Annotated in this window: 15 protein-coding genes and 1 pseudogene; 11 read left to right on the forward strand and 5 right to left on the reverse strand. The window is 45.0% G+C overall.

All coding sequences use genetic code 11. The features are described 5' to 3' along the window. Positions 1-6 precede the first annotated feature (6 nt). The 11 genes and pseudogenes from ACKPCE_RS02965 to ACKPCE_RS03015 form a co-directional block, all read left to right on the forward strand. The gene (locus ACKPCE_RS02965; RefSeq protein ID WP_319504138.1) at positions 7-1866 is read left to right on the forward strand and encodes a BamB-related PQQ repeat family beta-propellar protein; all 1860 of its coding nucleotides are present in this window, start codon (positions 7-9) and stop codon (positions 1864-1866) included. A 15-nt stretch (positions 1867-1881) separates the two neighbouring features. Then, positions 1882-3345, forward strand: a complete 1464-nt coding sequence (locus ACKPCE_RS02970) for a glycosyltransferase family 2 protein (protein ID WP_319504139.1) — start codon at positions 1882-1884, stop codon at positions 3343-3345. A 2-nt stretch (positions 3346-3347) separates the two neighbouring features. Then, complete coding sequence (locus tag ACKPCE_RS02975) at positions 3348-4280, forward strand: DUF4922 domain-containing protein (RefSeq protein ID WP_319504140.1); 933 nt, start codon at positions 3348-3350, stop codon at positions 4278-4280. Then, positions 4277-5590, forward strand: coding sequence for a SpoIID/LytB domain-containing protein (locus ACKPCE_RS02980; RefSeq protein ID WP_319504141.1), 1314 nt, complete (start codon positions 4277-4279; stop codon positions 5588-5590). Before ACKPCE_RS02975 ends, ACKPCE_RS02980 begins: the two co-directional genes overlap by 4 nt. A 9-nt stretch (positions 5591-5599) precedes the next feature. Next, positions 5600-6898 carry an MFS transporter gene (locus ACKPCE_RS02985; protein ID WP_319505909.1) on the forward strand — a complete coding sequence of 433 codons (1299 nt, stop codon included), beginning with the start codon at positions 5600-5602 and terminating at the stop codon, positions 6896-6898. 18 nt (positions 6899-6916) lie between these two features. Then, positions 6917-8155, forward strand: a complete 1239-nt coding sequence (locus ACKPCE_RS02990; protein ID WP_319504142.1) for an exo-beta-N-acetylmuramidase NamZ family protein — start codon at positions 6917-6919, stop codon at positions 8153-8155. Then, positions 8152-11010, forward strand: coding sequence for an FAD-binding and (Fe-S)-binding domain-containing protein (locus ACKPCE_RS02995; RefSeq protein ID WP_319504143.1), 2859 nt, complete (start codon positions 8152-8154; stop codon positions 11008-11010). Before ACKPCE_RS02990 ends, ACKPCE_RS02995 begins: the two co-directional genes overlap by 4 nt. Continuing rightward, complete coding sequence (locus tag ACKPCE_RS03000) at positions 11007-12155, forward strand: acyltransferase family protein (protein WP_319504144.1); 1149 nt, start codon at positions 11007-11009, stop codon at positions 12153-12155. The genes ACKPCE_RS02995 and ACKPCE_RS03000 overlap by 4 nt, the downstream gene beginning before the upstream one ends. Beyond that, on the forward strand, positions 12152-12982 hold the full coding sequence (locus ACKPCE_RS03005; RefSeq protein WP_276966292.1) for a BadF/BadG/BcrA/BcrD ATPase family protein: 831 nt from the start codon (positions 12152-12154) through the stop codon (positions 12980-12982). The genes ACKPCE_RS03000 and ACKPCE_RS03005 overlap by 4 nt, the downstream gene beginning before the upstream one ends. An 18-nt stretch (positions 12983-13000) precedes the next feature. After that, positions 13001-13843: an N-acetylmuramic acid 6-phosphate etherase gene (gene murQ / locus ACKPCE_RS03010; RefSeq protein ID WP_319504145.1), complete on the forward strand. Its 843-nt coding sequence runs from the start codon at positions 13001-13003 to the stop codon at positions 13841-13843. Positions 13844-13866: 23 nt separating this feature from the next. After that, a pseudogene (locus ACKPCE_RS03015) lies at positions 13867-15048 on the forward strand (serine hydrolase domain-containing protein); the annotation flags it as partial. 78 nt (positions 15049-15126) lie between these two features. On the opposite strand, the gene ACKPCE_RS03020 reads toward ACKPCE_RS03015, so the two are convergent. The 5 genes from ACKPCE_RS03020 to ACKPCE_RS03040 form a co-directional block, all read right to left on the reverse strand. After that, positions 15127-16461, reverse strand: a complete 1335-nt coding sequence (locus tag ACKPCE_RS03020) for a RagB/SusD family nutrient uptake outer membrane protein (protein WP_319504146.1) — start codon at positions 16459-16461, stop codon at positions 15127-15129. 17 nt (positions 16462-16478) lie between these two features. Further along, positions 16479-19793, reverse strand: a complete 3315-nt coding sequence (locus tag ACKPCE_RS03025; RefSeq protein ID WP_319504147.1) for a SusC/RagA family TonB-linked outer membrane protein — start codon at positions 19791-19793, stop codon at positions 16479-16481. 39 nt (positions 19794-19832) lie between these two features. Beyond that, the gene (locus ACKPCE_RS03030; protein ID WP_319504148.1) at positions 19833-22328 is read right to left on the reverse strand and encodes a zinc-dependent metalloprotease; all 2496 of its coding nucleotides are present in this window, start codon (positions 22326-22328) and stop codon (positions 19833-19835) included. Between the two features lie 102 nt (positions 22329-22430). Further along, positions 22431-23903 carry a sensor histidine kinase gene (locus tag ACKPCE_RS03035; RefSeq protein WP_319504149.1) on the reverse strand — a complete coding sequence of 491 codons (1473 nt, stop codon included), beginning with the start codon at positions 23901-23903 and terminating at the stop codon, positions 22431-22433. Further along, positions 23888-24646: a LytR/AlgR family response regulator transcription factor gene (locus tag ACKPCE_RS03040; protein WP_319504150.1), complete on the reverse strand. Its 759-nt coding sequence runs from the start codon at positions 24644-24646 to the stop codon at positions 23888-23890. The genes ACKPCE_RS03035 and ACKPCE_RS03040 overlap by 16 nt, the downstream gene beginning before the upstream one ends. Positions 24647-24744: the final 98 nt, after the last annotated feature.

The following is a 24744-nucleotide window of genomic DNA, read 5'->3' on the forward strand; positions in this document are numbered from 1 at the left end:
GTGCAGATGAAAAAGATACATTACATATTATTCTTTCTATTGTGTCAGTTATCACAATTGAATGCGCAAGATTTTCGTTTTGCATTAATTACCGATACACACATTGCCGATAATACTCCAGCAGCAGAAGACCTAAAGAATTCAATTGAGCAGATTAACGCAACCCCTAACCTTGATTTCGTATTGGTAACGGGTGACATCTCTGAAAATGGAGATCGTAAAAGTCTGCAAATAGCTCATGATCTATTGTCTCAATTAAAAATAAGGTATTACATTATCCCCGGTAACCATGAAACCAAATGGAGTGAATCAGGTGTCACAGCTTTCAGCCAGCTGTTTGGCTCTGAACGTTTTACATTTGAGCATAAAGGTTTTCTCTTTCTGGGTTTCAATAGCGGGCCGCTTATGCGTATGGCCGACGGCCATGTTGCGCCGCAAGATATCACGTGGCTGAAAAAACAGTTAAGCAAAGTCGGCAAGAAAAAGCCCGTCATATTAGTTACACACTATCCCTTACAGGAAGGAGATGTAGATAATTGGTTCGATGTTACCGATGCTGTGAGAGCCTATAATATACGCGTTGTATTGGGAGGACATTATCACAGCAATAAATTCTTGTCTTATGATGGTATACCCGGTATTCTAAATCGTTCCAACCTTCGGGCTAAGAGTTCGGTAGGAGGTTATTCAGTTTATGACATAACCAAAGATTCCATAGCAGTATACGAACACAACATTGGTTCGCCAATGAAGAAGTGGGCCTCATTATCTCTAAGCAAGCAATATTTTCAAGAGAAAGGTTCGTCTCAAAAGTATCCAGACTTCAAGGTAAACAACGAATACCCGCAGGTTAAGAAAGTGTGGCTCATTCAATCGGGCATTGGCATTTACAGTTCACCTGCATACGATGGGAAAAATATATTTGTAGGAGACGACATGGGGTATTTAACATGCTACGATGTCCGTAACGGTAAGAAGAGATGGCGGTTCAAGTCGGGCAGTCGCATCGTTGGAACACCCGCAGTTGCAAACAATACAATTGTATTTGGCTCAGCGGACCAATACATTTACGGAGTGAATGCAGGTAACGGCAAACTGAGTTGGAAAGTAAAAGCCTCAAGTCCGGTGCTCGGAGCTGTTGCCATTGAAAACTACATAGCTTATATAGGAGCTAGTGACCATACGTTCAGAGCCATCAATATACAGAACGGAACAATTATCTGGGAATATAACCAGGTGAAAGGATATATTGAAACTCGTCCGTTGCTTACCGATCACAAAGTCATATTCGGAGCATGGGACAATACGTTGTATGCTCTTGATAAACAAACCGGTAGAGAAGTCTGGAAATGGACCGGCGGACTTACGCGGATGCATTTTTCGCCAGCAGCAGTATGGCCGGTTGCAGCCGATGGCAAAGTCTTTATAACAGATCCGGAACGTGCCATGACAGCCATTGACTTAGAAACAGGAGAAACGATATGGCGTACCAAACGCTCCATGGTTAGAGAAACAATTGGACTATCCGAGGACCAAAAGAGAATTTACAGCAAAACGATGAACGACAGCATTGTATGCTACTCAACCCAAGGTAACCGCCCCACACCAATATGGGCAACCAATGTCGGCTTCGGATACGAGCATGCCCCTTCTATGCCGGTTGAGAAAGGCAAAGTTGTTTTCGGAAGCACCAAAAGCGGAATCATGTTTGGGCTGGATGCTTATTCAGGTAACGTATTGTGGAAACACAAAGTTGGGAATTCATTGATCAATACATTGGTTCCCCTCAACAGAAATCAGGTTCTATTCACAGCTTCCGGAGGTGAGATCGGATTATTAGAGTGGCAAGAAAAATATAATAAATAATATAAAACAAAGAATATGAGAACAACAATCGACTGCTTTATTCCCTTCTCGGGAGTAACACAAGTGCAACAAACCATAAAAGGATTACTGGAAACAGACCTTATCAATAAAATATATCTGTTGGCTACCGAAGATACTCACGAAGAGGTAAATGGTTGTGAAACAATTGTAGTGTCATCTCTTAACTCGAGTGCAGCGATGCATGCCATTGCTGCACGATCAACTGCAACATTTACACTATTATATACCAAATACACCACGCTTGAGTTTGGTCTCCATGCACTCGAAAGAATGACACGCTTATCAGCAGATGCGAGTACCGGTATGGTTTATGCTGATCATTATCAAGTTTCAGGAGAGACAAAGACAAACAATCCGGTTATCGACTACCAATTCGGAAGTTTACGTGATGACTTTAACTTTGGTTCCGTACTCTTATATAAAACCGATGCTTTCAAAAAAGCAGTATCAAAGATGAAAGTCGACTATCAGTTTGCCGGACTTTATGATTTGCGTCTCAAATTATCACAAACAGAAACGTTGGTGCACATCAACGAATACCTCTATTCGGAAATAGAGAATGACACCCGTAAGAGTGGCGAAAAGATATTTGATTATGTAGACCCTAAAAACAGAGGGGTACAAATTGAGATGGAAAACGCCTGTACGGAGCACCTCAAAGAAATTGGAGGTTATTTGGCACCCAAATTCAAAGACATTGAATTCAATGATGGAAACTTTGAGTACGAGGCCTCCGTTATCATCCCGGTAAGAAATCGCATCCGCACCATTGAAGATGCCATTCTATCCACCCTGAATCAAAAAACAAAATTCAAATACAATGTGATTATCATTGATAACCATTCAACAGACGGTACTACCGAAGCAATAGATAAATACAGCACTGATGAACGTATCATTCATATTGTTCCCGAGCGTAAAGATCTAGGCATTGGCGGTTGCTGGAATGTGGGTGCTCACCATCCCAAATGTGGTAAGTTCGCTATTCAGCTCGATAGTGATGATGTTTACAAAGACGAGAACACCATACAAAAAGTAGTTGACGCATTTTATAGTCAGAAGTGCGGCATGGTAGTGGGTACCTATATGATAACCGATTTTAATTTGAATATGATTGCTCCCGGTGTTATTGACCACAAAGAGTGGACTCCCGATAACGGACGCAACAATGCCATGCGCATCAATGGTTTAGGAGCTCCACGTGCTTTTTACACTCCGCTTTTACGCGACATAAAGATCCCGAATACCAGTTACGGGGAAGATTATGCTACTGCATTGAATATTTCGCGAAACTATCAGATAGGTCGTATCTATGATGTGCTATACTATTGCCGCCGTTGGGACGACAATTCAGATGCTTCGCTCGATGTCGTGAAAATGAATGGCCATAACACCTACAAAGACAGAATTCGCACTTGGGAATTGCAGGCACGAATTGCCTTGAATAAAAACAAATAAGCATGAAGGAAGCTGTTGAAAACTTATACAGAAAGCAGTTGGACAACTGGGAACTTGCAGCTAACAACTACAAAGCCTTAGCTTTAGTCAAAACCAAACAGGTTGATGTAGATGGCTGGAAATACTTGGTACAATTCAATCCGGCACGTATCGTTTCGTCGAGTGCAAAGATTGATCCTCAATCAATAAAAGAAAGAAAATGCTTTCTTTGCCGCGAACATTTGCCGGCACAACAAGAGGGGCTATCTTTTGGAGAACATTATACCATTCTCGTTAATCCGTTTCCCATTTTTCCGAAACACCTGACTATTCCTGATAACAGGCATCTGCCTCAACGCATTAACGGACGCATAGGTGATATGCTCGATCTGGCCAAAGAACTAGATGATTATGTACTCTTCTACAATGGGCCGAAATGCGGAGCATCAGCTCCTGATCACATGCATTTCCAAGCTGGAAGCAAAGGCTTTCTAACCTTGGAGTCCGAATGGAAATTCAAGAAGGCAGGAACCATCGTTGCTTATAAGGAGGCTATATTAACCTACCTGAATGACACTTCCCGAGCCACATTGGTCATTGAAAGTACACAAAGAGAGGACGCTATCACACTTTTCGAAACGGTGTATGATGCCTTGCCTTCGACAGAAGGAGAAGAAGAACCCATGATGAATATCTTAACCTGGTACGAAGCCGGGAAATGGATTATCTGTGTATTCCCTCGAAAGAAGCATCGTCCCGCCTGCTATTTTGCAGAAGGAGAGGAAAACATCCTGCTTAGTCCGGCTTCCGTTGATATGGGCGGTGTGTTTATCACTCCACTTGAGAAAGATTTTATAAAGATCACAGCAGAGAATGTGAAAGAAATCATGAAAGAGGTCAGCCTCAGCAACGAAGAGTTTCACGAAGTAAGACAATTAATAAAAGAACGTTTATGAAAGAGCCCAAAGTACAAGTCGGCATTCTGTTCGAACCACAGATAGAGTTTATTCTGAACGGTCAATACGTGATTAACGGTATCCATGTTACCGGACGACAAGTAGCCACCTATGACGAAGAACAGATTCTTTGGCAAGGGCGGTTGTACAACGAACTCATCTTTGAACCGGCACAGGAACAAGCGTGCTCGTTCGACCTGATTGATGTAACCATTGGCATCAACTTTCATTGGGAGCGAAAAGAAGATCAACGTTTCTTAGGCGCTTTCAAACTGATTGTCGAGAATAAAAAGCTCACAGGTATCAATGTCATTTCAATTGAAGACTACCTCACCAGCGTCATCTCTTCTGAAATGAGCGCTACCGCCTCTTTAGAGTTATTGAAGGCTCATGCCGTCATTTCACGCAGTTGGTTGCTAGCCCAGATACAGAAAAACAAGGAAATTACAGAGACTCAAAGCAGCTACTCTGCCTTTACGGAAACAGCCGATGAACTCATCAGATGGTACGACCGCGAAGATCATACGAACTTTGATGTGTGTGCCGACGATCATTGTCAGCGTTATCAGGGGATTACCCGTGCGTCGACTGAAATCGTGCAACAAGCCATCCAGGCCACTCGCGGTCAAGTATTGTTATACGGAGATAAAATATGCGATGCCCGTTTCTCCAAATGTTGCGGAGGAGCTTTCGAAGAATTTCAATACTGTTGGGAGGATGTGAAGTATCCGTATTTGGTTAAGCAGCGAGATAGTAAAACCATTCAGGAGTTACCCGACCTGCGTATCGAAACGGAAGCTGAACAATGGATTCGCACCTCCCCTGAAGCCTTCTGTAACACTACAGATAAAAAGGTTCTGTCGCAGGTACTTAATAACTACGACCAGGAAACAACCGACTTTTTCCGATGGAAGGTAACCTACCAACAAGAAGAATTATCCGAACTGATAACCAAACGTTCGGGCATAGATTACGGTCAGATACTAGACCTGATTCCCATGGAACGCGGTACATCGGGACGACTTACCAAACTCAAGATCGTAGGAACCAAACGTACTCTTACCATTGGCAAAGAACTGGAAATTCGTCGTACCCTGTCCACGTCACACTTATACAGTTCAGCCTTTGTAGTCGACAAAAAACATATTGAAAATGGCGTCCCCTCCTCTTTTACATTAACAGGTGCCGGTTGGGGACATGGCGTAGGACTCTGCCAAATCGGTGCTGCTGTTATGGGAGAACAAGGATATAAATACAATGATATCTTGCTGCACTACTACATTGGTGCCAGCATTGACAAACTCTATTAACCAATGAGGATGAAAGATCGTAAAACATCACCGTGGGCATGGATTCCCACATTATATTTCGCACAAGGATTACCCTATGTAGCTGTCATGACTATCTCGGTAATCATGTATAAGAAACTGGGCATATCAAATACCGACATTGCTCTTTATACCAGTTGGCTCTATCTGCCCTGGGTCATCAAGCCCTTCTGGAGTCCGTTTATCGACCTGCTTAAAACCAAACGTTGGTGGGTAGTTACCATGCAACTCCTTGTGGGCGCCGGCTTGGCTGGTATTGCCTTAACCATACCCATGCCCGATTTCTTTCGGATCACACTAGCCGTTTTCTGGCTGGTGGCATTCAGTTCTGCCACGCATGACATAGCAGCCGACGGCTTCTATATGTTGGCATTGAATGTGAAAGACCAGGCTTTGTATGTGGGAATAAGAAGTACCTTTTACCGCATTGCTACCATTGCAGGACAAGGACTACTTATTATGCTGGCCGGTGGACTGGAAATATGGAGCGGAAACATTAAATATGCCTGGAGCATTACCTTCTTTATTTTGGCCGGGCTATTCTTGGCATTCTCCCTTTACCATAAATACATACTTCCGGCGCCGGGTTCAGATAAATCGGTGGTTGGTCAAAACAACGCCAGCTCCATCATGGAAGGATTTATAGAGACCTTTGCTTCCTTTTTTCGGAAGAAACAAGCTAAAATAGCCATCCTCTTCATGTTGTTTTATCGATTCCCCGAAGCACAACTTGTTAAGTTGATTAATCCGTTCCTGCTAGACCCTATTGAGAAGGGAGGTCTGGGACTTACTACTGCTGAAGTGGGATTGGTTTACGGTACCATTGGAATCATTGGTCTTACGCTGGGAGGTATTATAGGAGGCATTTGTGCCGCCAAAGGAGGACTGCAAAAATGGTTGTGGCCTATGGCATGGAGTATTTCACTTACCTGCGTTACGTTTGTGTATCTCGGTTATGTTCAGCCACAAGACCTGCTCACAATCAACATCTGTGTATTTATAGAACAGTTCGGCTACGGCTTCGGTTTCACAGCCTATATGCTCTACCTCATTTACTACTCGGACGGAGAGCACAAAACGGCACATTATGCCATTTGCACAGCCTTTATGGCATTGGGAATGATGTTGCCCGGAATGGCTGCCGGATGGTTACAAGATCACATCGGATACGAGAACTTCTTTATATGGGTCATGATTTGTTGCGCTGCCACCATCACAGTCTGCGCATTCATTAAGATTGATCCCGATTATGGTAAAGAAGAAAGCCGAAAACAAGAAATAAAAAAATAACCAACGATTCGATATAGGATGAAAACGATCAAACTTATTTTGCTTAACACGCTTTGCTTCCTTTCACTCAGTGCGCATGCTCAGAAGATAAAGATTCGAACGGGCATTGAAGTCTTGAAAGAGCAAAAATTCAAGTGCCTTGAGGGAAAACGGGTAGGACTCATCACCAACCCCACAGGTGTTGACAACAACCTGAAATCAACCATCGACATTTTGCACGAAGCCCCCAACGTGCAACTTGTCGCCCTCTTCGGCCCTGAACACGGTGTACGCGGAGACGTACATGCCGGTGACAAAGTCGACAATTCCGCCGACGCTTCCACCGGTCTGCCCGTATATTCTCTTTACGGTAAAACCCGGAAAGCAACCCCGGACATGTTAAAAGGCATTGATGTATTGGTGTACGACATACAAGACATCGGTTGCCGATCATTCACTTACATCAGCACAATGGGTCTGGCCATGGAAGCCGCTGCCGAAAACAACATTGAGTTTATTGTGCTCGACAGGCCCAATCCGGTGGGAGGATTAAAGATTGAAGGTAATCTAGTTGAAGATAATTACATATCTTTTGTCAGCCAATTTAAAATTCCATACCTTTACGGTCTCACCTGCGGAGAACTGGCCCTGATGTTGAACGGTGAGAAGATGTTAAACAAACAATGCAAACTACACATCGTCAAAATGAAGAAATGGAAACGCGATATAGACTATTCGCAAACCGGTTTACAATGGATTCCATCCTCACCGCATATCCCCCACCCTCATTCCGCTATATTCTATCCTGTTAGCGGCATATTGGGAGAGCTGGGCTACCTGTCAATCGGCGTAGGTTACACCATTCCTTTCCAAATGTTTGCAGCCTCGTGGATCAAAGCCGACGAGCTGGCCGGTAACCTCAATCAGCTCAACCTGCCCGGAGTAACCTTTAGGCCTATGCACCTCAAGCCATTCTATTCCGTTGGCAAAGGCGAACACCTGCAAGGAGTACAAGTACACATTACCAACTTCCGAAAGGCCGCATTGAGTGATATACAGTTCTATGTCATGCAAGAGATAGCCACACTTTACCCGGATCACAAAGTCTTTGAACAAGCTGATAAAGGCCGGTTCGATATGTTCGACAAGGTAAGTGGAAGCAAAGAGATCAGAGAACGTTTCAGTAAAAACAATCGTTGGGAAGACGTACGTGACTATTGGTATAAAGATGTTGAAGCCTTCCGCAAACTGTCCAAACAATACTATCTATATAAATGAGTGTTACAAAGAAATACATCGATTTCTTGGGAGACATATCAACATTCATCCCACAAGAAAGAATCTACACCGATGAACTCCGTCGGCTAGCTTGGGGAACAGACGCCGGTTTCTATCGCCTGATTCCTCAGGTGGTGATCCGTTCCGATAATGAAAAAGAAGTGTCCGAACTGCTGAAGTGCGCCAACAAGCACCTGCTTCCCGTTACTTTCCGGGCGGCAGGCACCAGTTTGTCGGGCCAGGCCATCAGCGACTCCATATTGATTGTTGCCGGAAAGCATTGGGAAAAATACACAGTCAGTCCGGACGCCACACAAATTACTTTGCAGCCGGGCATCATCGGTCAGCGAGTGAATGAAATACTCAAGCCCTACGGCCGCAAATTTTCGCCCGATCCGGCTTCGGTCAAAAGCGCCATGGTAGGTGGCATCGTCATGAATAATGCATCGGGCATGAACTGCGGTACCCATGCCAATAGCGACAAAGTACTTCATTCAGCCCGAATGGTCTTTGCTGACGGTACTATATTAAACACCGGCGATGCCGACAGCCGACGCAACTTCACGTTGCAGAAGCCCGAGTTCATCCGCCAGATAGAATCCATGCGCAATTTGGTTCGGAACGATCATCAACTGGCCGAAAGAATTCGCTATAAATACTCCATCAAAAATGTAACGGGACTGAACCTGCTTCCCTTTATCACCTTTGATGATCCGTTTGATATCATAGCACATCTGCTGGTCGGTTCGGAAGGCACACTGGCTTTCTTATCCGAAGTAACCATGCAGACAGAATACGATTATCCGTTCAAAGCCAGTGCCATGCTCTACTTTGATGATATAAAAGAAGCATGCCGGGCCGTGGTTGCCATGAAGAAACTGACCACAGAGAACGGAGAAACAGTAGTCAAAGGAGCCGAATTGCTCGACTGCAAATCACTGGCTTCCGTAAACGACCCAACAGGCTACGGGCTCACCGCCGTGTTAACGGAAACCAAAGCCTCAACAGCCAAAGAGTTAGCAGGCAACATACAGATTGTTGAAGAAGCATTGAAAAACTTCAAGACCCATACACCGGTTCACTTTACCGACAAGGAAAGCGAGTACGCCGCATACTGGGCTATACGCGCGGGTATTTTCCCATCCGTGGGAGGAACACGTAAACCGGGAACTACCTGCTTGATTGAAGACGTGGCTTTTCACATTGAAGATTTGCCCGAAGCGACAGCCGAACTGCAACAACTTCTTACACACCACGGTTATGATGACGCCTGCATTTACGGGCATGCACTTGAAGGTAACTACCACTTTATTATCAACCAATCATTCTCCAGCGAAGCCGAAGTAGAACGTTACGAGGCGCTCATGAATGAGGTGAAAATGCTAGTGGTCGACAAATACGACGGTTCCCTCAAAGCAGAACACGGCACGGGACGCAACATGGCTCCCTTCGTGCAATACGAATGGGGAGAAACCGCCTTTGAACTGATGCGCGCGGTGAAACAACTCTTTGATCCCAAAGGATTGCTTAACCCCGGCGTTATCTTCAATGATGATCCGAAGTGTCACATCCGCAACTTCAAGCCACTGACACTGACCAACGCACACGTAGACAAATGCATCGAGTGCGGATTTTGTGAAGTAAACTGTCTGACGTGCGGATTCACCCTATCGTCTCGTCAACGCATTGTGATTCAACGTGAAATATCACGTTTGAAAACATCTCAGGAGGCAGCCGACCAAAAGAGGTTGCTCACCTTGGAAAAGCAATACCAATACCTAGGTAACCAGACCTGTGCCGGCGACGGACTCTGTTCTTTATCGTGCCCCATGGGCATCAACACGGGCGACCTGACACACGACCTCAGACAAGAACAGCTTCCGGCTAACAGTATGGGTTACCGTATGGGAGTCTTTGCAGCCAATCATTTCTCGGAAATAAAAAATGTGCTTCGTCCTGTGCTCACGCTGGCCGACACCGCACATGCTTTGCTGGGTAGCGGAGTTATGTCAACGCTAACGAAAAGCATGCACCATGCCATAGGTGTTCCCCAATGGACACCCGCCATGCCCAAAGCCTACAACCCCGAGAGCGTAAAGAAAGAGATCATTCAGAAAAGCACTCAGCCACAGTCGGAAGATTTAAAGGTAGTGTACTTTCCCAGTTGCATTAACCAAACAATGGGATTAGCCAGAAAATCGCCCGAAGAACAGCCTTTGGTCAATAAAATGGTTTCGCTCCTGCACAAAGCCGGCTACGAAATCATCTTCCCCGACAAGATGGAGAATCTATGTTGCGGTACCATTTGGGAAAGCAAAGGTATGCCTGATGTGGCCGACAGCAAAACAGCCGAACTGGAAACGGCATTGCTCCAAGCCAGTGAGAACGGAAAATATCCGGTGTTGTGCGACCAAAGTCCCTGTTTGTATCGCATGCGTCACACCATCAAGCAACTCAGATTGTACGAACCGGCCGAATTCATCTATACTTTTCTGCAAGACAAGTTGGAATTCAGGCCAACCGACAAGCCCATTGCCCTGCACATCACCTGTTCCATGAAGAAAATGGGACTGGGCGATCAGATCACGGCATTGGCCCGTCTTTGTTCGAACAACGTGTTCATACCCGAAGAAGTGGGATGTTGTGGTTTTGCGGGCGACAAAGGCTTCACTCATCCCGAAGTAAACGCTTACGCATTGAGGAAACTAAAGCCACAAATAGAAAAAAAGCACATAGATATAGGATACTCTAACAGTCGTACCTGCGAAATCGGGCTTACTACGAATTCGGGCATCGCCTATGTATCTATTGTCTATTTGGTTGATCAGTGTACCCTTAAAAAAGAAAAGATATGAATACCAACAAAGAAAATAGAACTCTGCAAAGAGACACCAAAGCATCACAGCGCCTATTGGCACTGGATGTGCTGAGAGGTATTACCATCGCCGGAATGATTCTGGTCAATAACCCCGGCAGTTGGGGTAAAATATACGCCCCCTTGAGCCATGCCGAGTGGAACGGACTTACGCCAACCGACTTAGTATTTCCCTTTTTCATGTTCATCATGGGTATCTCTACTTACATCTCATTAAAGAAATACAACTTTGAACTCAACGCACAGGCGGTTTGGAAAATACTCAAACGCACGGTCGTTATATTTGCTATCGGACTAGGCATTGCTTATTTCTCCCTTTTGTGCCGCACGCACAACCCGTTGCCTTTCGACAACATCCGTATATTGGGAGTCATGCAACGCCTGGCACTGAGTTACGGCGTTACCGCCATAGTAGCATTGGTAATGAGCCACAAGCACATTCCTTATCTTATTTTTGTATTGCTGGCCGGTTACTTCGGCATTTTATTCTTTGGCAACGGATACGAATACAACGAAACAAACATACTCTCGGTGGTAGATCGTGCCATACTGGGCACCAACCACATGTACAAGGACAACGGCATTGACCCCGAAGGCCTGCTGAGCACACTGCCTGCTATTGCACATGTGCTAATAGGCTTTTGTTGCGGTAAATTGCTGATGGAAGTGAAAGACATCCATGAAAAGATTGAACGGCTGTTCATCATAGGCACCGTACTTACCTTCGCAGGATTCCTGCTGAGCTACGGTTGCCCGATTAACAAAAAGGTATGGTCGCCCACCTTTGTACTCACCACTTGCGGCTTGGCTTCAAGCTTTCTGGCATTGCTGGTGTGGTTCATCGATGTGAAAGGCTATAAGAAATGGAGCCGTTTCTTTGAATCCTTTGGAGTTAACCCGCTTTTTATTTATGTAACAGCCGCTGTATTGTCCATCCTGTTAAGCAACATAAAGTTCCCTTACGCCGAAGACGTAATCAGTTTGCACGGCTACGCCTACACGGTGGTATTGCAGCCTGCCTTGGGTGATTACGCCGGTTCGTTGGCTTTCGCCCTGCTCTTTGTGGCACTTAACTGGGTTATCGGACATGTATTGTACAAAAAGAAAATATATATAAAGATATGATATTAATAGCAGATAGTGGATCTACTAAAACCGATTGGAGTTTGGTAGATAAGGGACAGCTCGTCCAACAGGTTTACACGAAAGGAACGAATCCTTTCTTTCAGTCAGAAGAAGAAATCAGTACCGAAATTGGTGAAGTGCTCTTGCCCCAACTGGGTAACCGCACCGTAGAGGCCGTTTACTTCTACGGAGCCGGATGCGGTTTCCCCGACAAGATAGCATTGGTAACCCGGGCCATTGCCCAACACATTTCCGCACACATCGAGGTGGCAACCGACATGCTTGCTGCCGCTCGCGGACTGTGTGGTCATAATCCCGGCATTGCCTGCATCCTGGGAACAGGTTCAAACTCGTGCTACTACAACGGGAAGGACATTGTTGACAACGTTTCTCCGCTGGGCTTCATCCTAGGCGACGAAGGAAGCGGTGCCGTACTGGGCAAATTACTGGTGGGTGATGTCTTGAAGAATCAAACATCACCGGCACTGAAAGAAAAGTTTCTTTCCGAAGTGAACCTCACCCCGGGTGAAATTATCGACCGCGTGTACCGTCAGCCTTTCCCCAACCGTTTCCTGGCAAGCTTGTCGCCTTTCCTAGTGGCCAACCTGCACGAACCGGAAATTCATGAACTGATATTAAACAGCTTCATGGCTTTTTTTAAACGCAACGTGATGCAGTATGACTACCGCAACAACCCGGTACACATCATCGGATCGGTGGCTTATCACTACAGAGAGATACTGACAGAAGCTGCCCAGAAAAGCGACATCACACTGGGCACAATCATACAAAGCCCCATGGAAGGACTTATTGCATACCATCAATAATCATCAGCAGAAACAACAATGAATAATCAGAAGGAAACCAACAACGGTGCTTTCATTAAGATATCAGAGCAACCGTCACTGTACAACAACCTCGAAAAGAAGTCGGTACGCGAAATACTTGACGAGATCAATACCGAAGACCAAAAGGTGGCACTGGCCGTGCAACGTGCCATTCCGCAAATAGAGAAGCTGGTCAACCAAATTGTGCCCCGCATGAAACAAGGCGGTCGCATCTTTTACATGGGAGCAGGCACCAGCGGCCGATTAGGAGTGCTCGATGCATCGGAAATCCCCCCTACATTCGGCATGCCCAACACACTCATCATCGGATTGATTGCCGGTGGTGACACCGCACTGCGCAACCCCGTAGAAAATGCCGAAGACGACATGGAGCGCGGCTGGCAGGAACTGCAAGAACATAACATCAGCGACAAGGATACTGTGATCGGCATTGCCGCATCGGGCACCACGCCTTACGTTATCGGTGCTATGCATGAAGCACGAAGCCACGGCATATTAACAGGATGCATCACCAGTAACCCCAACTCGCCCATGGCAGCAGAAGCCGATGTGCCTATTGAAATGGTAGTAGGACCGGAATACGTAACGGGAAGCTCGCGCATGAAATCGGGTACGGGACAGAAAATGATTCTGAACATGATTACCACTTCGGTGATGATTCAGCTAGGTCGTGTAAAAGGCAACAAGATGGTCAACATGCAACTCAGCAACAAAAAGCTGGTTGACCGCGGTACCAAGATGATTGTCGAGGAACTCGGACTCGATTACGAACAAGCCAAATCACTCTTGCTGATGCATGGTTCCGTTAAGAAGGCAATTGATGCCTACAAAGCCAAGTAAGTTTAACCCCAAATAATGAGAAGATGAGACGAACATTTTATCTGCTTGCAACCCTTTTCATGGCGTTGCAGGCAACCGCACAACCTTTGCCCCGTGTAACTCCCGAGCAGGTGGGAATGGACACACAAAGACTGAAGTACGCTGACCAAGCCATTCAAAAGGCTGTTGATAACAAAGAAATTCCCGGCGCCGTACTTGCTGTTGTGAAGGACGGTAAAATGGCTTATCTCAAAGCATACGGCAACAAGCAGGTTTACCCCAAGGTTATGGCCATGGATACCAACACCGTGTTCGACATGGCTTCGGTCAGCAAGTCCATGTCGACCGCCATTTGCGCCATGATGCTCATTGAGCGGGGACAACTGCGCCTGCAAGACAAGGTTAGCCTGTACGCTCCCGGCTTCAAACCGTGGCAAGATAGCGACGGCAAGAAGACCGACATACGCGTGGCCGACCTGATGACGCACACTTCCGGACTACCACCTTACGCACCGGTGGACTCGCTTAAAAAGAAGTACGGCGCCCCTAACCCAGACGGTGTCATTGAATACATCAGCAACTGCAAGCGCGACTTTGCACCGCGGACCGACTTTCAATACAGTTGCCTCAATTACATTACGTTGCAACGCATCATTGAAACCATTTCGGGACAAACGCTGCAACAGTTTGCCAAGGAGAATCTGTTTGATGTGCTGGGAATGAAACACACCGATTACTGCCCCACGGGCGAAACATTGGCCCGCTGTGCCCCAACGGAAAAGCAAGCCGACGGAAGTGTTCTGAAAGGAATGGTTCACGATCCGCTTGCCCGTATCATGAACGGAGGCATTTCAGGCAATGCCGGCGTGTTTTCTTCGGCAGACGATGTGGCCATTTTGGCGGCCGCCCTGCTGAACAACGGCGAATATAACGGCCACCGCATACTGAGTCCGGCAGCCGTCAAAGCCATGCGCACCGTACCTCGTTACGTAGCCGGGCTGGGACGCACCCCTGGTTGGGATGTTTTTTCGCCCTACGCCTCGAACAACGGCGATCTCTTCGGACCTAATACCTACGGACATACCGGCTACACAGGAACTTCATTGATACTTGACCCCGACAGCCACACCGCAGTTATTCTGCTTACCAACCGGGTACATCCTTCCGATAAGGGAGAAGTAGTGAGATTGCGTTCGGTAGTTGCTAATGCTGTAGCGGGAGCCATACTGAAATAGAATAAACTCCATCAAACTAAAAAAGGTATCCTTTAAAGATACCTTTTTTAGTTTGATAACAGCTACTACCTAGTTAAGCAAGTTCGGATTAGCCTCAACAGCTTCTACAGGGAAAGGTAAGATATACCTTGCATCATTTTTCTGCAATACAAATGATTCACCGTTGAATGTCTTTGTGATAGACGGCTGCCCAAAGAATTTCAGGTCATACCAACGGAAGCCCTGGCAAGCCAGTTCACGGAATCTTTCTTCCTGCACCCTTTGCAGAAATGCATCCTTACCCATTCCGTCTATAGAAGCAGCCTCCGTTGCATAGAAAGCAGCCTTCAGACGTTTAGACAACAACTCTTTCAGATAACCTTTCGCCGTTTCCAGATTACCGCCCGACACCTGCGCTTCAGAAGCAGCCAGAAGGAGATAAAATTCCGAAGTGCGCATCGATACTTTATTGTCTAACTTAGAACCAAGAGAACACTTGTAATTAGAACCAGAGCGTTCAAAGTACTTGCCAAACCTCAAATCGTTGTCCTTATCAAATGCATTCAATAAATTATCCGAGATAATGAAACTAGGTTTTAGCAATGACACGAATGTTTGTTCCATAGCTAAAACATTCTCGGTCGAAGCATAGTTAACCGGAAGTAAAGCAGTAGAACTATTCATATCAACCAACGCATGATTGATATCGTAAGCCTTTTTGGCATATTCGTGCGCCTTTTCCCAATTACCTACATAAGCATACACACGAGCTGCAAAGCCATACGCCGAAACCTTTGAGAAGCGATAATTGAGTCCTTTGGATTGTTCATCCACATTCAATAACTTGATACCACTTTCCAGATCACTAAAGATTTGCTCGTAAACTTCACCAACGGTATTACGTTCATAGTTCTTCCAAACATCAATGGTAGTGGCCAGTGGAATAGCCTTTTTATTCAGATTGGTACTGCTATATGTATCGGCAAACAAGCTGACCAGACCAAAATGCATGTAAGCTCTCATTAAGAAAGCTTCCCCTCTTAGTTGATCAATTCCGGCTTGAGTTCCGTCTGTCGCACCTTCGGCCGACAAGATAACTTGGTTAGCGTTGAGAATTGCCTTATAATAATGTTGCCAAGAAAAGCTATTGGTATTTTGATCCGTATTGACATCATTCCATATAAAGATATTATAATAAGGTATATAATCACCCCAATCATCATAAATCAGTTGCAATTCATCACCCCTGACTGTGCTCAACGAGCGGTCAAAAGATACTGTTTCGTACGCATAAGTCATCACGTCACGGTAATCGTCCAAAGAAGTAGGTATTACTTTACCTACAGGTTTTATATCCAAATAGCTGTCACACGAAGTAAAGACGACTGCTAATAAGGATACTATATATAAATTTGTTATTTTCATACGTCCATATAATTAAGTTAGAAACTAACGTTCAATCCGAAAGTGATAGATTTTGGCATGGGCTGTGCATAAATGTTTCCCACTGTTTCAGGATCAAAATAGCCCGAGTAATTAGTTGCAATCACAAACGGATTTCTTGATTCGATATTAACCTTAGCCGATGCTATGCCCAGCTTTGCCAATGCACTTTTCGGTATGTCATACGCCAATCGAATGCTGTTAACACGCAAATAGCTGACCTCTTTGTACCAAATATCCAAATCACGGAACACGTTATTGGCCAACACATAACCCGTGTTGAACGCCATGTAATCACCCATGCGCGCTCCACCTTCTGTATACGCACCAATCATGCGCGGATAGGTGCCCGACGTGTTATCGGGAGTCCATACCTGACTCATCTTCTTAGAACGGTTTACTCCGCGATCCATTTCAATCAAGTCATAGAAAGGTTCCGTCTTTACCCACTGTCCCAAGTTAAATGCACAAGAAACATTCAAGGTAAATCTACCCAGTTCAAAGTTATTGATCAAACCGCCCGATAGTTTAGGATCCGTATTGCCTACGTGCGTATACAAACCTCTTATCTGCTCGTTGGTCAGTGTACTTTGATACATACCCCATCCACTTGGATCTTCTAAGCCGAAGAACTCTGTAGCCGTAACCTTTTGGTCACCCTTTTGGAAAAGCGGATACCCTTGTTCATCCAATCCGGCAGTTTTAAATGCAAATAAAGCATTGACAGAATACCCTTTCAGTGAAGGAGTAACCTGATTATTAGGGACATGGATTTCATCAACCTTATTCAGGTTCTTCGAAACATTAATAGTCGTATTCCATTTGAAAGAAGGAGTCTGAATGTTACGAGTTACCAAATTCAACTCGAAGCCTTTGTTTGTCAACGCAGCAAAGTTAGTCGTTACGGTACTCATACCATTCTCTAACGCAACGGCGCGCACTCCAATCAAATCTGTCGATTTACGGTGATAGAAGTCGGCACTGAAATAAATACGGTTATCAAGCATAGCTATGTCAAACCCGGTATTCCATGTGGCCGTCTTCTCCCAACGTAACCGATCATTAGGTAAATTAGTAGGTGAAATAGTCGTCTCTGTTTGTCCAGGTAACAAAGTCGCTGTTTTACGATCACCAATTATATATCTGGAAGTACCTTTGTCAATGTTACCTTGCAAACCGTATGAAATTCTCAGTTTCAAATCACTTAACCAAGCAGCATTCTTCAAAAAGCTCTCTTCCTTCACCCTCCATGCGGCAGAAGCAGCCCAGAGAGGCAGGTAACGATATTTAGGATCCACACCAAAAAGATCGGAACCATCTACACGCACACTACCAAAGAACGTATACTTCTTATTAAAGGTATACCCTAGTGTACCAAAGAAAGAAGCAAATGCATTTTCAACATAAGTCTTTCTGAACAAAGGGAAAGTCGATGCATACGAAGGATCGGGGAACACAATCGGTTCAGTTGTTAAGGTTTCCTTGTTGAAACCGTATCCTGCCGAGAACACACCTTCCTCTTTTGTGCGTCTCAGTTCATTACCAACCATGAAATCAAACTCATGCTTGTCGGCCAATGACAAATTGTATTCCAACACGGTTTTAAGATTCCATTGTGAAAAAGAGTTTTTCCACTCTTTAATCACACCACCTTCGGGAACAAAGAAAGAATCACCGTACTCACTCATGGCTCTTTCACGGCGTGCGAAGTAACTGTTCTTGCCTCCATACTGCTCTTTATCGTTATGATCACGTTGTAAACCCAACTGAGAGCGAAGTGTTAGCTTCGGTAGAATTTTCCAATCGATATCAAACACCGCATTCAACGATTGAGTCTTTGATACATTCGAGGTATTGTTTCTTTCCTCAATGATATTGTAGTTTATCGTATTGCCACTATACAAAGGCACATCGGGGTCATACACATAATTGCCGCCTTCATCGTAAATAGACAGATAAGGATTGGCATCCCTTGAGTATCTTGACGGATTTGTTACCGAACCCGTACCGGTCAGGTAAGACTTCTGCTTACGCTCGCTCGAATAGAGTGCAACGCCCAATTTAAAGTTATCCCACAACTTATAATCACCCTTGAGGGTAAAGTTAAGCCTGTTGAGCGAAGCGCCCACCGTAGCTCCCAGCTCATCATAATAACCGGCTGAGAAATAGTAAGTAGAACGCTCGGTACCTCCGTTAATGCTAACACTATGATCCTGATTTACCGCTGTACGATACAGTTCATCTCCCCAATTGGTATTGACCGTTCTCAATCGGCTTATTTCACTTTGTACTTCCTGCGGCAGAGCTTGCACACCGCCTCCGCGATAAGTGTTCCACAAATTGTTTGCTTCAAATAAGCGACCGATGGCACCTTTCTTTGTCACATAGTTATACGAGTCCAAATCATCATACTTAGCCATCATCAGCTCCATGTCAATTTTCTCCGAAGCATTCATCAAATTGAGCTTATCCATATTGGGACGAGTCACAAAAGACAGCTTAGAAGAGAACTGCACCAACGGTTTGCCCTCTTTCCCTTTTTTCGTTGTAATAAGGATAACCCCATTGGCTGCTCTGGCTCCATAAATAGCCGTAGCAGCAGCATCTTTCAGAATCGTAATATCTTCAATATCCGAAGGATTGATGCCCGCAATAGATGAAGAAAACAACTCATCGACATTGGTGTCGCTCATATCGGGCAAGTCAGTACCTTCCAAAGGCATGCCGTCGAGCACCCAAAGTGGGTCTTGCGTTCCATTGAGTGATGCCGTACCACGAATACGAATCTTAGCCGGAGCACCCGGGGCACCACTAACAGCAGTAGTCTGCACACCGGCAACCTGTCCACTCAACATCATATCGACACTAGACACGCCCGCTTGCAAGATGCTTGCTGCCTTCACATTTGATACGGCAGAGGTCAGCTTCCTCTTTTCAATCTTTTGGTATCCTGTTACCACCACTTCGCCTAAAGTACTTTCGGCTTCCTGCAAAGTAACCGTAACGAAAGATTTATTCTTTATATTGACTTGTTGTGCTTCATATCCGATGAAGCTACAAGTTAATTTCTCCACTCCTTTCGGCACCGAAAAAGAGAAAACACCATTTATATCAGTAGTAGTTCCCAAACTGTAATTGGCCACTACTCCTTCAATAGACATCTTCTCGCCGATTGTGCCTTTCTCCACATACACAGATGCTCCGGGTAGCGGACTGCCATCTGCGGCTACAACTTTTCCTTTAATCTGGATTGTTTCCTGCGCAAACAACATTGCAGGAAGCAAACAAAGGAATAATAATACTTTTAATCTCATTACCTAACTTTTTACGCTTTTTACTTATACTAATTCTCTCTATCTCAATGATTTGTCGATACGCAGCAGCATATCTTCATAATGATATTTTGTTGCCTGGTCGGCACTGTTCTTCTTTCCTTTCAGCAGTTGCTCGATGCGAAGCAACACCCCGCGTTTCACAGAAACAGCTTCAGAGGCCCGTTGCGGACCCGAGAAGATTTGCTCCGAAGCAAAATTCGTATCGGCACTTGCCAGTCCTTTCTTCTCTTTGCTTACCTCGTTCCTGTCGGCCGCAATAATCAGTGCATCGATAAATGCCTTTTGCGTGGCTCTTTGTTCTATAGTCAACGAATGGCCGGTCATTGTGTCTGCGAATATAGCATTGAACAAATCATCCATCATTTCAGTTGCGGAATACGCCTTCTTACCATTTTGCACTTCATTGGCAATCATACGATCCATGCGGTCGTTATTCAAAAGATCCCAAAAGATATACGACTGAATGTTTTTGTACGTGGCAAAAGGACTGTACTCACGATATCCGGTAGGCGCTTCTTTAACGGGATAAACATAGTTATACACCTCATTCTTAAACAACCATTCGGGGAAAGTGACCACCTGATCTATCAGGAACTTCACCGATTTCTTTTGCATCGACTTGGGAACAAAAACATAACTCTGTGCGGCTTCCCCGTAAACGGTATTGTTGAGGTATATGCCGCCCACATTAGTTAGTACATGATAAGCATACATGTTCCACTGACCAATGATATCATTGACCAGTTTGCCAGCGTTGAGGTAATCATCTCCTTCACGCGTGGTCCAATCGAGTACAAGAGGCATGATGCGCTTTAAGTTCATGATACCATATTCACTTGCTTTTACGGCATCATCGCCCAAGTCTTCACTTTGCGCTCTGGGGTCAACACCCGTTCGCATGTCTTGCTGAGGCAAGTAATGACAGTTGGGGTTTTCGTAAGCCTTGGCCACCATTTTCTTCAAAGTGCTTAATTCTTTGTGAGCATCTTCTTCGGGATAATAACGATACGCCCATTCAATGGCAAACTTGTCGTACTCGCCAATCTTAGGCGTGATCGACTTTACATGATCGCCCGGTTGTGCCACATAATTGAACCGCGCATAATCCATGATGGAAGGAGCGGTAGCCATGTGAGCACAAAAGTGTTCGGAGCGCAACGAGTCGACCGGATACGCAAAAGAGGCGCCCATGTTATGTTTTAAGCCCAAGGTATGACCTATTTCGTGAGAAGAAATAAAACGAATGGCTTCGCCCATGTGTTCATCACTAAACTTGTTGCCTCTTGATTTGCTGTCGACACTTCCTGTTTGCACACGCATCCAGGCATGAACGGCCGACATGACATTGTGCCACCAAATAACATCCGATTCCAAAATCTCCCCCGAACGCGGGTCATAAACAGAAGGTCCCATGGCATTGGCCCTGTCGGATGCAACGTAAGTCACCACCGAATAGCGCACATCATCAATATCGAAATCTTTATCGTCGGCACTCACTTCTTTGGCTTGTATGGCGTTCTTAAATCCGGCCTTTTCAAATGTAGCCTGCCAGTCATTGATTCCTTCCATGATGTACTGACGCCATTGTTTAGGAGTGGCGGGATCAATATAAAACACAATCGGTTTCACCGGTTCGGTGAGTTCACCACGCAGATAAGCTTCCTTGTCTTTGGGTTCCAAACGCCAGCGTGTTACCACATTTCTCTTTTCTAATTCGTGTTGTTGGTCATTGAAATACCAGCGAGGCGTGGTGAAGTATCCTACACGCGTGTCTTCAAACCGTGGAGTCATCGGTTTTTGCGGCAACAACACCAGATTAGACGTGACCTCAACCGTTAAGTTCGCTTCCGTTTGTGCTCCGGGAATGCGGGTTGTTTGCAACGCCTTGACCACAATGTTATGCGGAAAACTTTTGGCCGACGTCACGTATGAGTAATCACCGATGGGTGAACTGCCCAGACCCGTCATGCCAAATACATTGTTAAAGCTGGTTTTTGTTCCGTCGTACACCTTATTGACTTTAACCAGAACCGCAGTACTGTCGGCATTATAGGCTTCAATGTCAAATGATTCCAGAATGGACTTGGCAAAGTTGCTGGTCACACTCTCTTGTATGTACGATGAAGCCGGCACAGAGACAAACGGTTTGTATTGCAGTGCATATACCTTTTTCTGTTCCTTATTAATTTGAAACTGAATGACCAGGTTCTCATAGTTCATTCCTTTATTAATACCCGCATCATTGAAGTTTGCCGGAACCTGAGAAATCTTGTTGACTATCAGGAAGTCGCGCTTGGTAAGGCTATCGGGTATGAGGAAATAATAATCTTTGTTCTTCTTGTACACAGAGAAAACGCCTTTATCACAAGCCGCACTATCTACAAGCTGATTAAACTTGCTAACCTTTTCAACCTTTTCAGGTTTCTCTTTTTTTTTCTTTTTTCCAAAAATAGGAATCGTTGCGTTGGCACTAACGGAGCAAAGCAATAATCCTATGATCAATAAATGCTTCATAAAACGTAACTTTTCCGCAAAAATGGCAGAAAAGATTATGATATAAAAGAAATATGTAATGAGTTGGGCAATATGAGTAGTGAAGTTGATATTTTAAAGAATCTATTCCATTATAAGCAGCGGTATTTTTGCCAAATACGTGCCGTTAATAACACCAAAATGGAGCTGCCTGTCGGTGAGGAAGGAATATCTTTTAATCAGGTTTTCAATACCTTTACCCGAATTTTCGGTATCCGATGACATTCTGGGGCTGTAATTATTCTCAACGGCCAGCATCTCGTTCTCTATATAGATACGAATAAGCAGGGGTTCGTTGTCGGATATCCGGGTATGTTTAATGCAATTCTCAACGAGCAGTTGCAAGGAAACCGGGGGAACGCGCCTTTGCAGGTAATCATCGGGAATGATAATTTCTGTTTGGAGCTTCTTGTCAAAACGAATCTTTTGCAGACTGATGTAGTTACGGGTAAAGACCAATTCATCGTCTAACGCAACCAGATTCTGGTTTTCTTGCTTCAACAGATAACGATACAGGTTAGACAAGTTAATGGCAAAGTCTTTTGCCACCTCCGGATTGAGACCAACCAATACCCTGAGACTGCTGAGTGAATTGAACAAAAAGTGAGGATTCAGTCCGCTCTTCAACCGTTCCAGTTCGGTGGTCACCATCATTTGTTTACGCTTCTCGTCTTTCAGCAACAGGTTGAGGTTTTGCTGTTCTATTTCCTGGCGGCGGACAAACTCTTTTCGCCAACGAATAACGCCCAGGCTAAACACGGCTATGAAAGAGAACATGGCCAGCAGGGAAATGATGAAGAAGTTCATGCCGGTTTTGCGGAACGATTCACTGAGTCCGATGTTGGGCATGCTGGCGGTAAACACCCACCGCTGTCCGCTCACTTGCTGCGGATGATAGTAGCGGCTCACGGGAATATTCAGATAATCGGAATGTATTTTTTCAACGAACCGGTTGCCCGATGCTGCCAGACGCTCGTTCATCAAGTCTTGTTCGCCCAGAGAAGTGCCAATCTTATGTTCGTCGGGATGATACAGGTACACACCTCCGCAAGTAATAGTGACGTATGCATAATTGAGCCCCTCCATGCCGACAATGCGTTGATGAAAACCCATAAGATCAACAGCTAGGCAGAGTTTTCCATACGGATAAAAGGGCAGGGAGTAAGTTAATGTTCCGCCGCCTTTTCGGAGTTGATAGGTTCTGTGTACCGCAGAACTATCGGCGGGACTGCCGTTGAACGGTTCCACATACAAGGCGCAAATGGAAGAATCACGTTGATGCATTTGTGCAAAAACAGCTTCCAACTTGCTTTTTTGATTGGTGTTTAAGACAGATTGTACCGAACGTAGCTGTTCTTCATAACCGTTGAGCAGGCTGGTTACCAGATACACATTGTTGATTGCCACGTCTTCCGTAATGGCATTGACCCTATCGACTGTTTCCTTCTCAATGAGGTTATTGACATACCATATAGCAGTAAAGAACAAAAGCAGAACCAGTATGCTGATTCTGAAGTGAATACTTTTAAAGACCCCTTCGGTTACCTTACCAACCATTTCTTGAATTCTTTTACTTTGTCGGCGCTGACAATGATTTCTTCTTCAGCCTGAGGTATCAGCTTCACTTTCACTCTGCTTTTTGAGTAATGCGTAAAGTAAGCCACACTCGAGAAATTGACGATGTACTTCCTATTTAGCCGGAAAAACATCCGCGTATCAAGTTCTTCTTCAAGCTTATAGAGAGTACCGTCGCAGAAGTATTTATCACCTTTACGGTCAACGGCGTACAGGTACCTGCCGTTAGCTAGGAAATAAGCTATTTCATCCACATTCATAGCCATCTGCGCTTTGCCGGTGCTAAGCATAATGCGACTGATGGGTGCTTTTTCTTCCCCCGTAGGTTTGCCCAAATAATTGAGTAAGTTATCGAGGTCGGCCCGAAAGAGGCTACGCATTTGTTTGTATTTAAGCAGTGCTTTCCGGAGGTCTTCCTCATCGATGGGTTTCAGCAGGTAGCCAATGCTGTTCACCTCAAAGGCTTTGATGGCGTAGTGATCGTAAGCTGTGGTAAATATAACGGGACACTTCACTTCTACCCGGTCGAAAATAGAAAAAGAAATCCCGTCGCTCAAATGTACATCCAGAAACATCAGGTCGCACTCATGATGCTGTAACCATTCCACGGTCGACAAGATGCTATCCGTTCGGCCGGCAATTTCTATTTCTTTATCCAGACTAGCCAGCCTATCGGCCAATTCCAAGGCCAACAAGTATTCATCTTCAACTATTAACACCCTCATACCAGTCATTCTTTAGACAACAACACTCTAGATGGGGCGCAAGTTAAGAATAATTCTTTGTGCAACCAAATTAGTGCCGGTTTCTGTGAGACAGAACA

The sequence above is a fragment of the Bacteroides graminisolvens genome (assembly GCF_963666085.1).
Lineage (GTDB): Bacteria > Bacteroidota > Bacteroidia > Bacteroidales > Bacteroidaceae > Bacteroides > Bacteroides graminisolvens.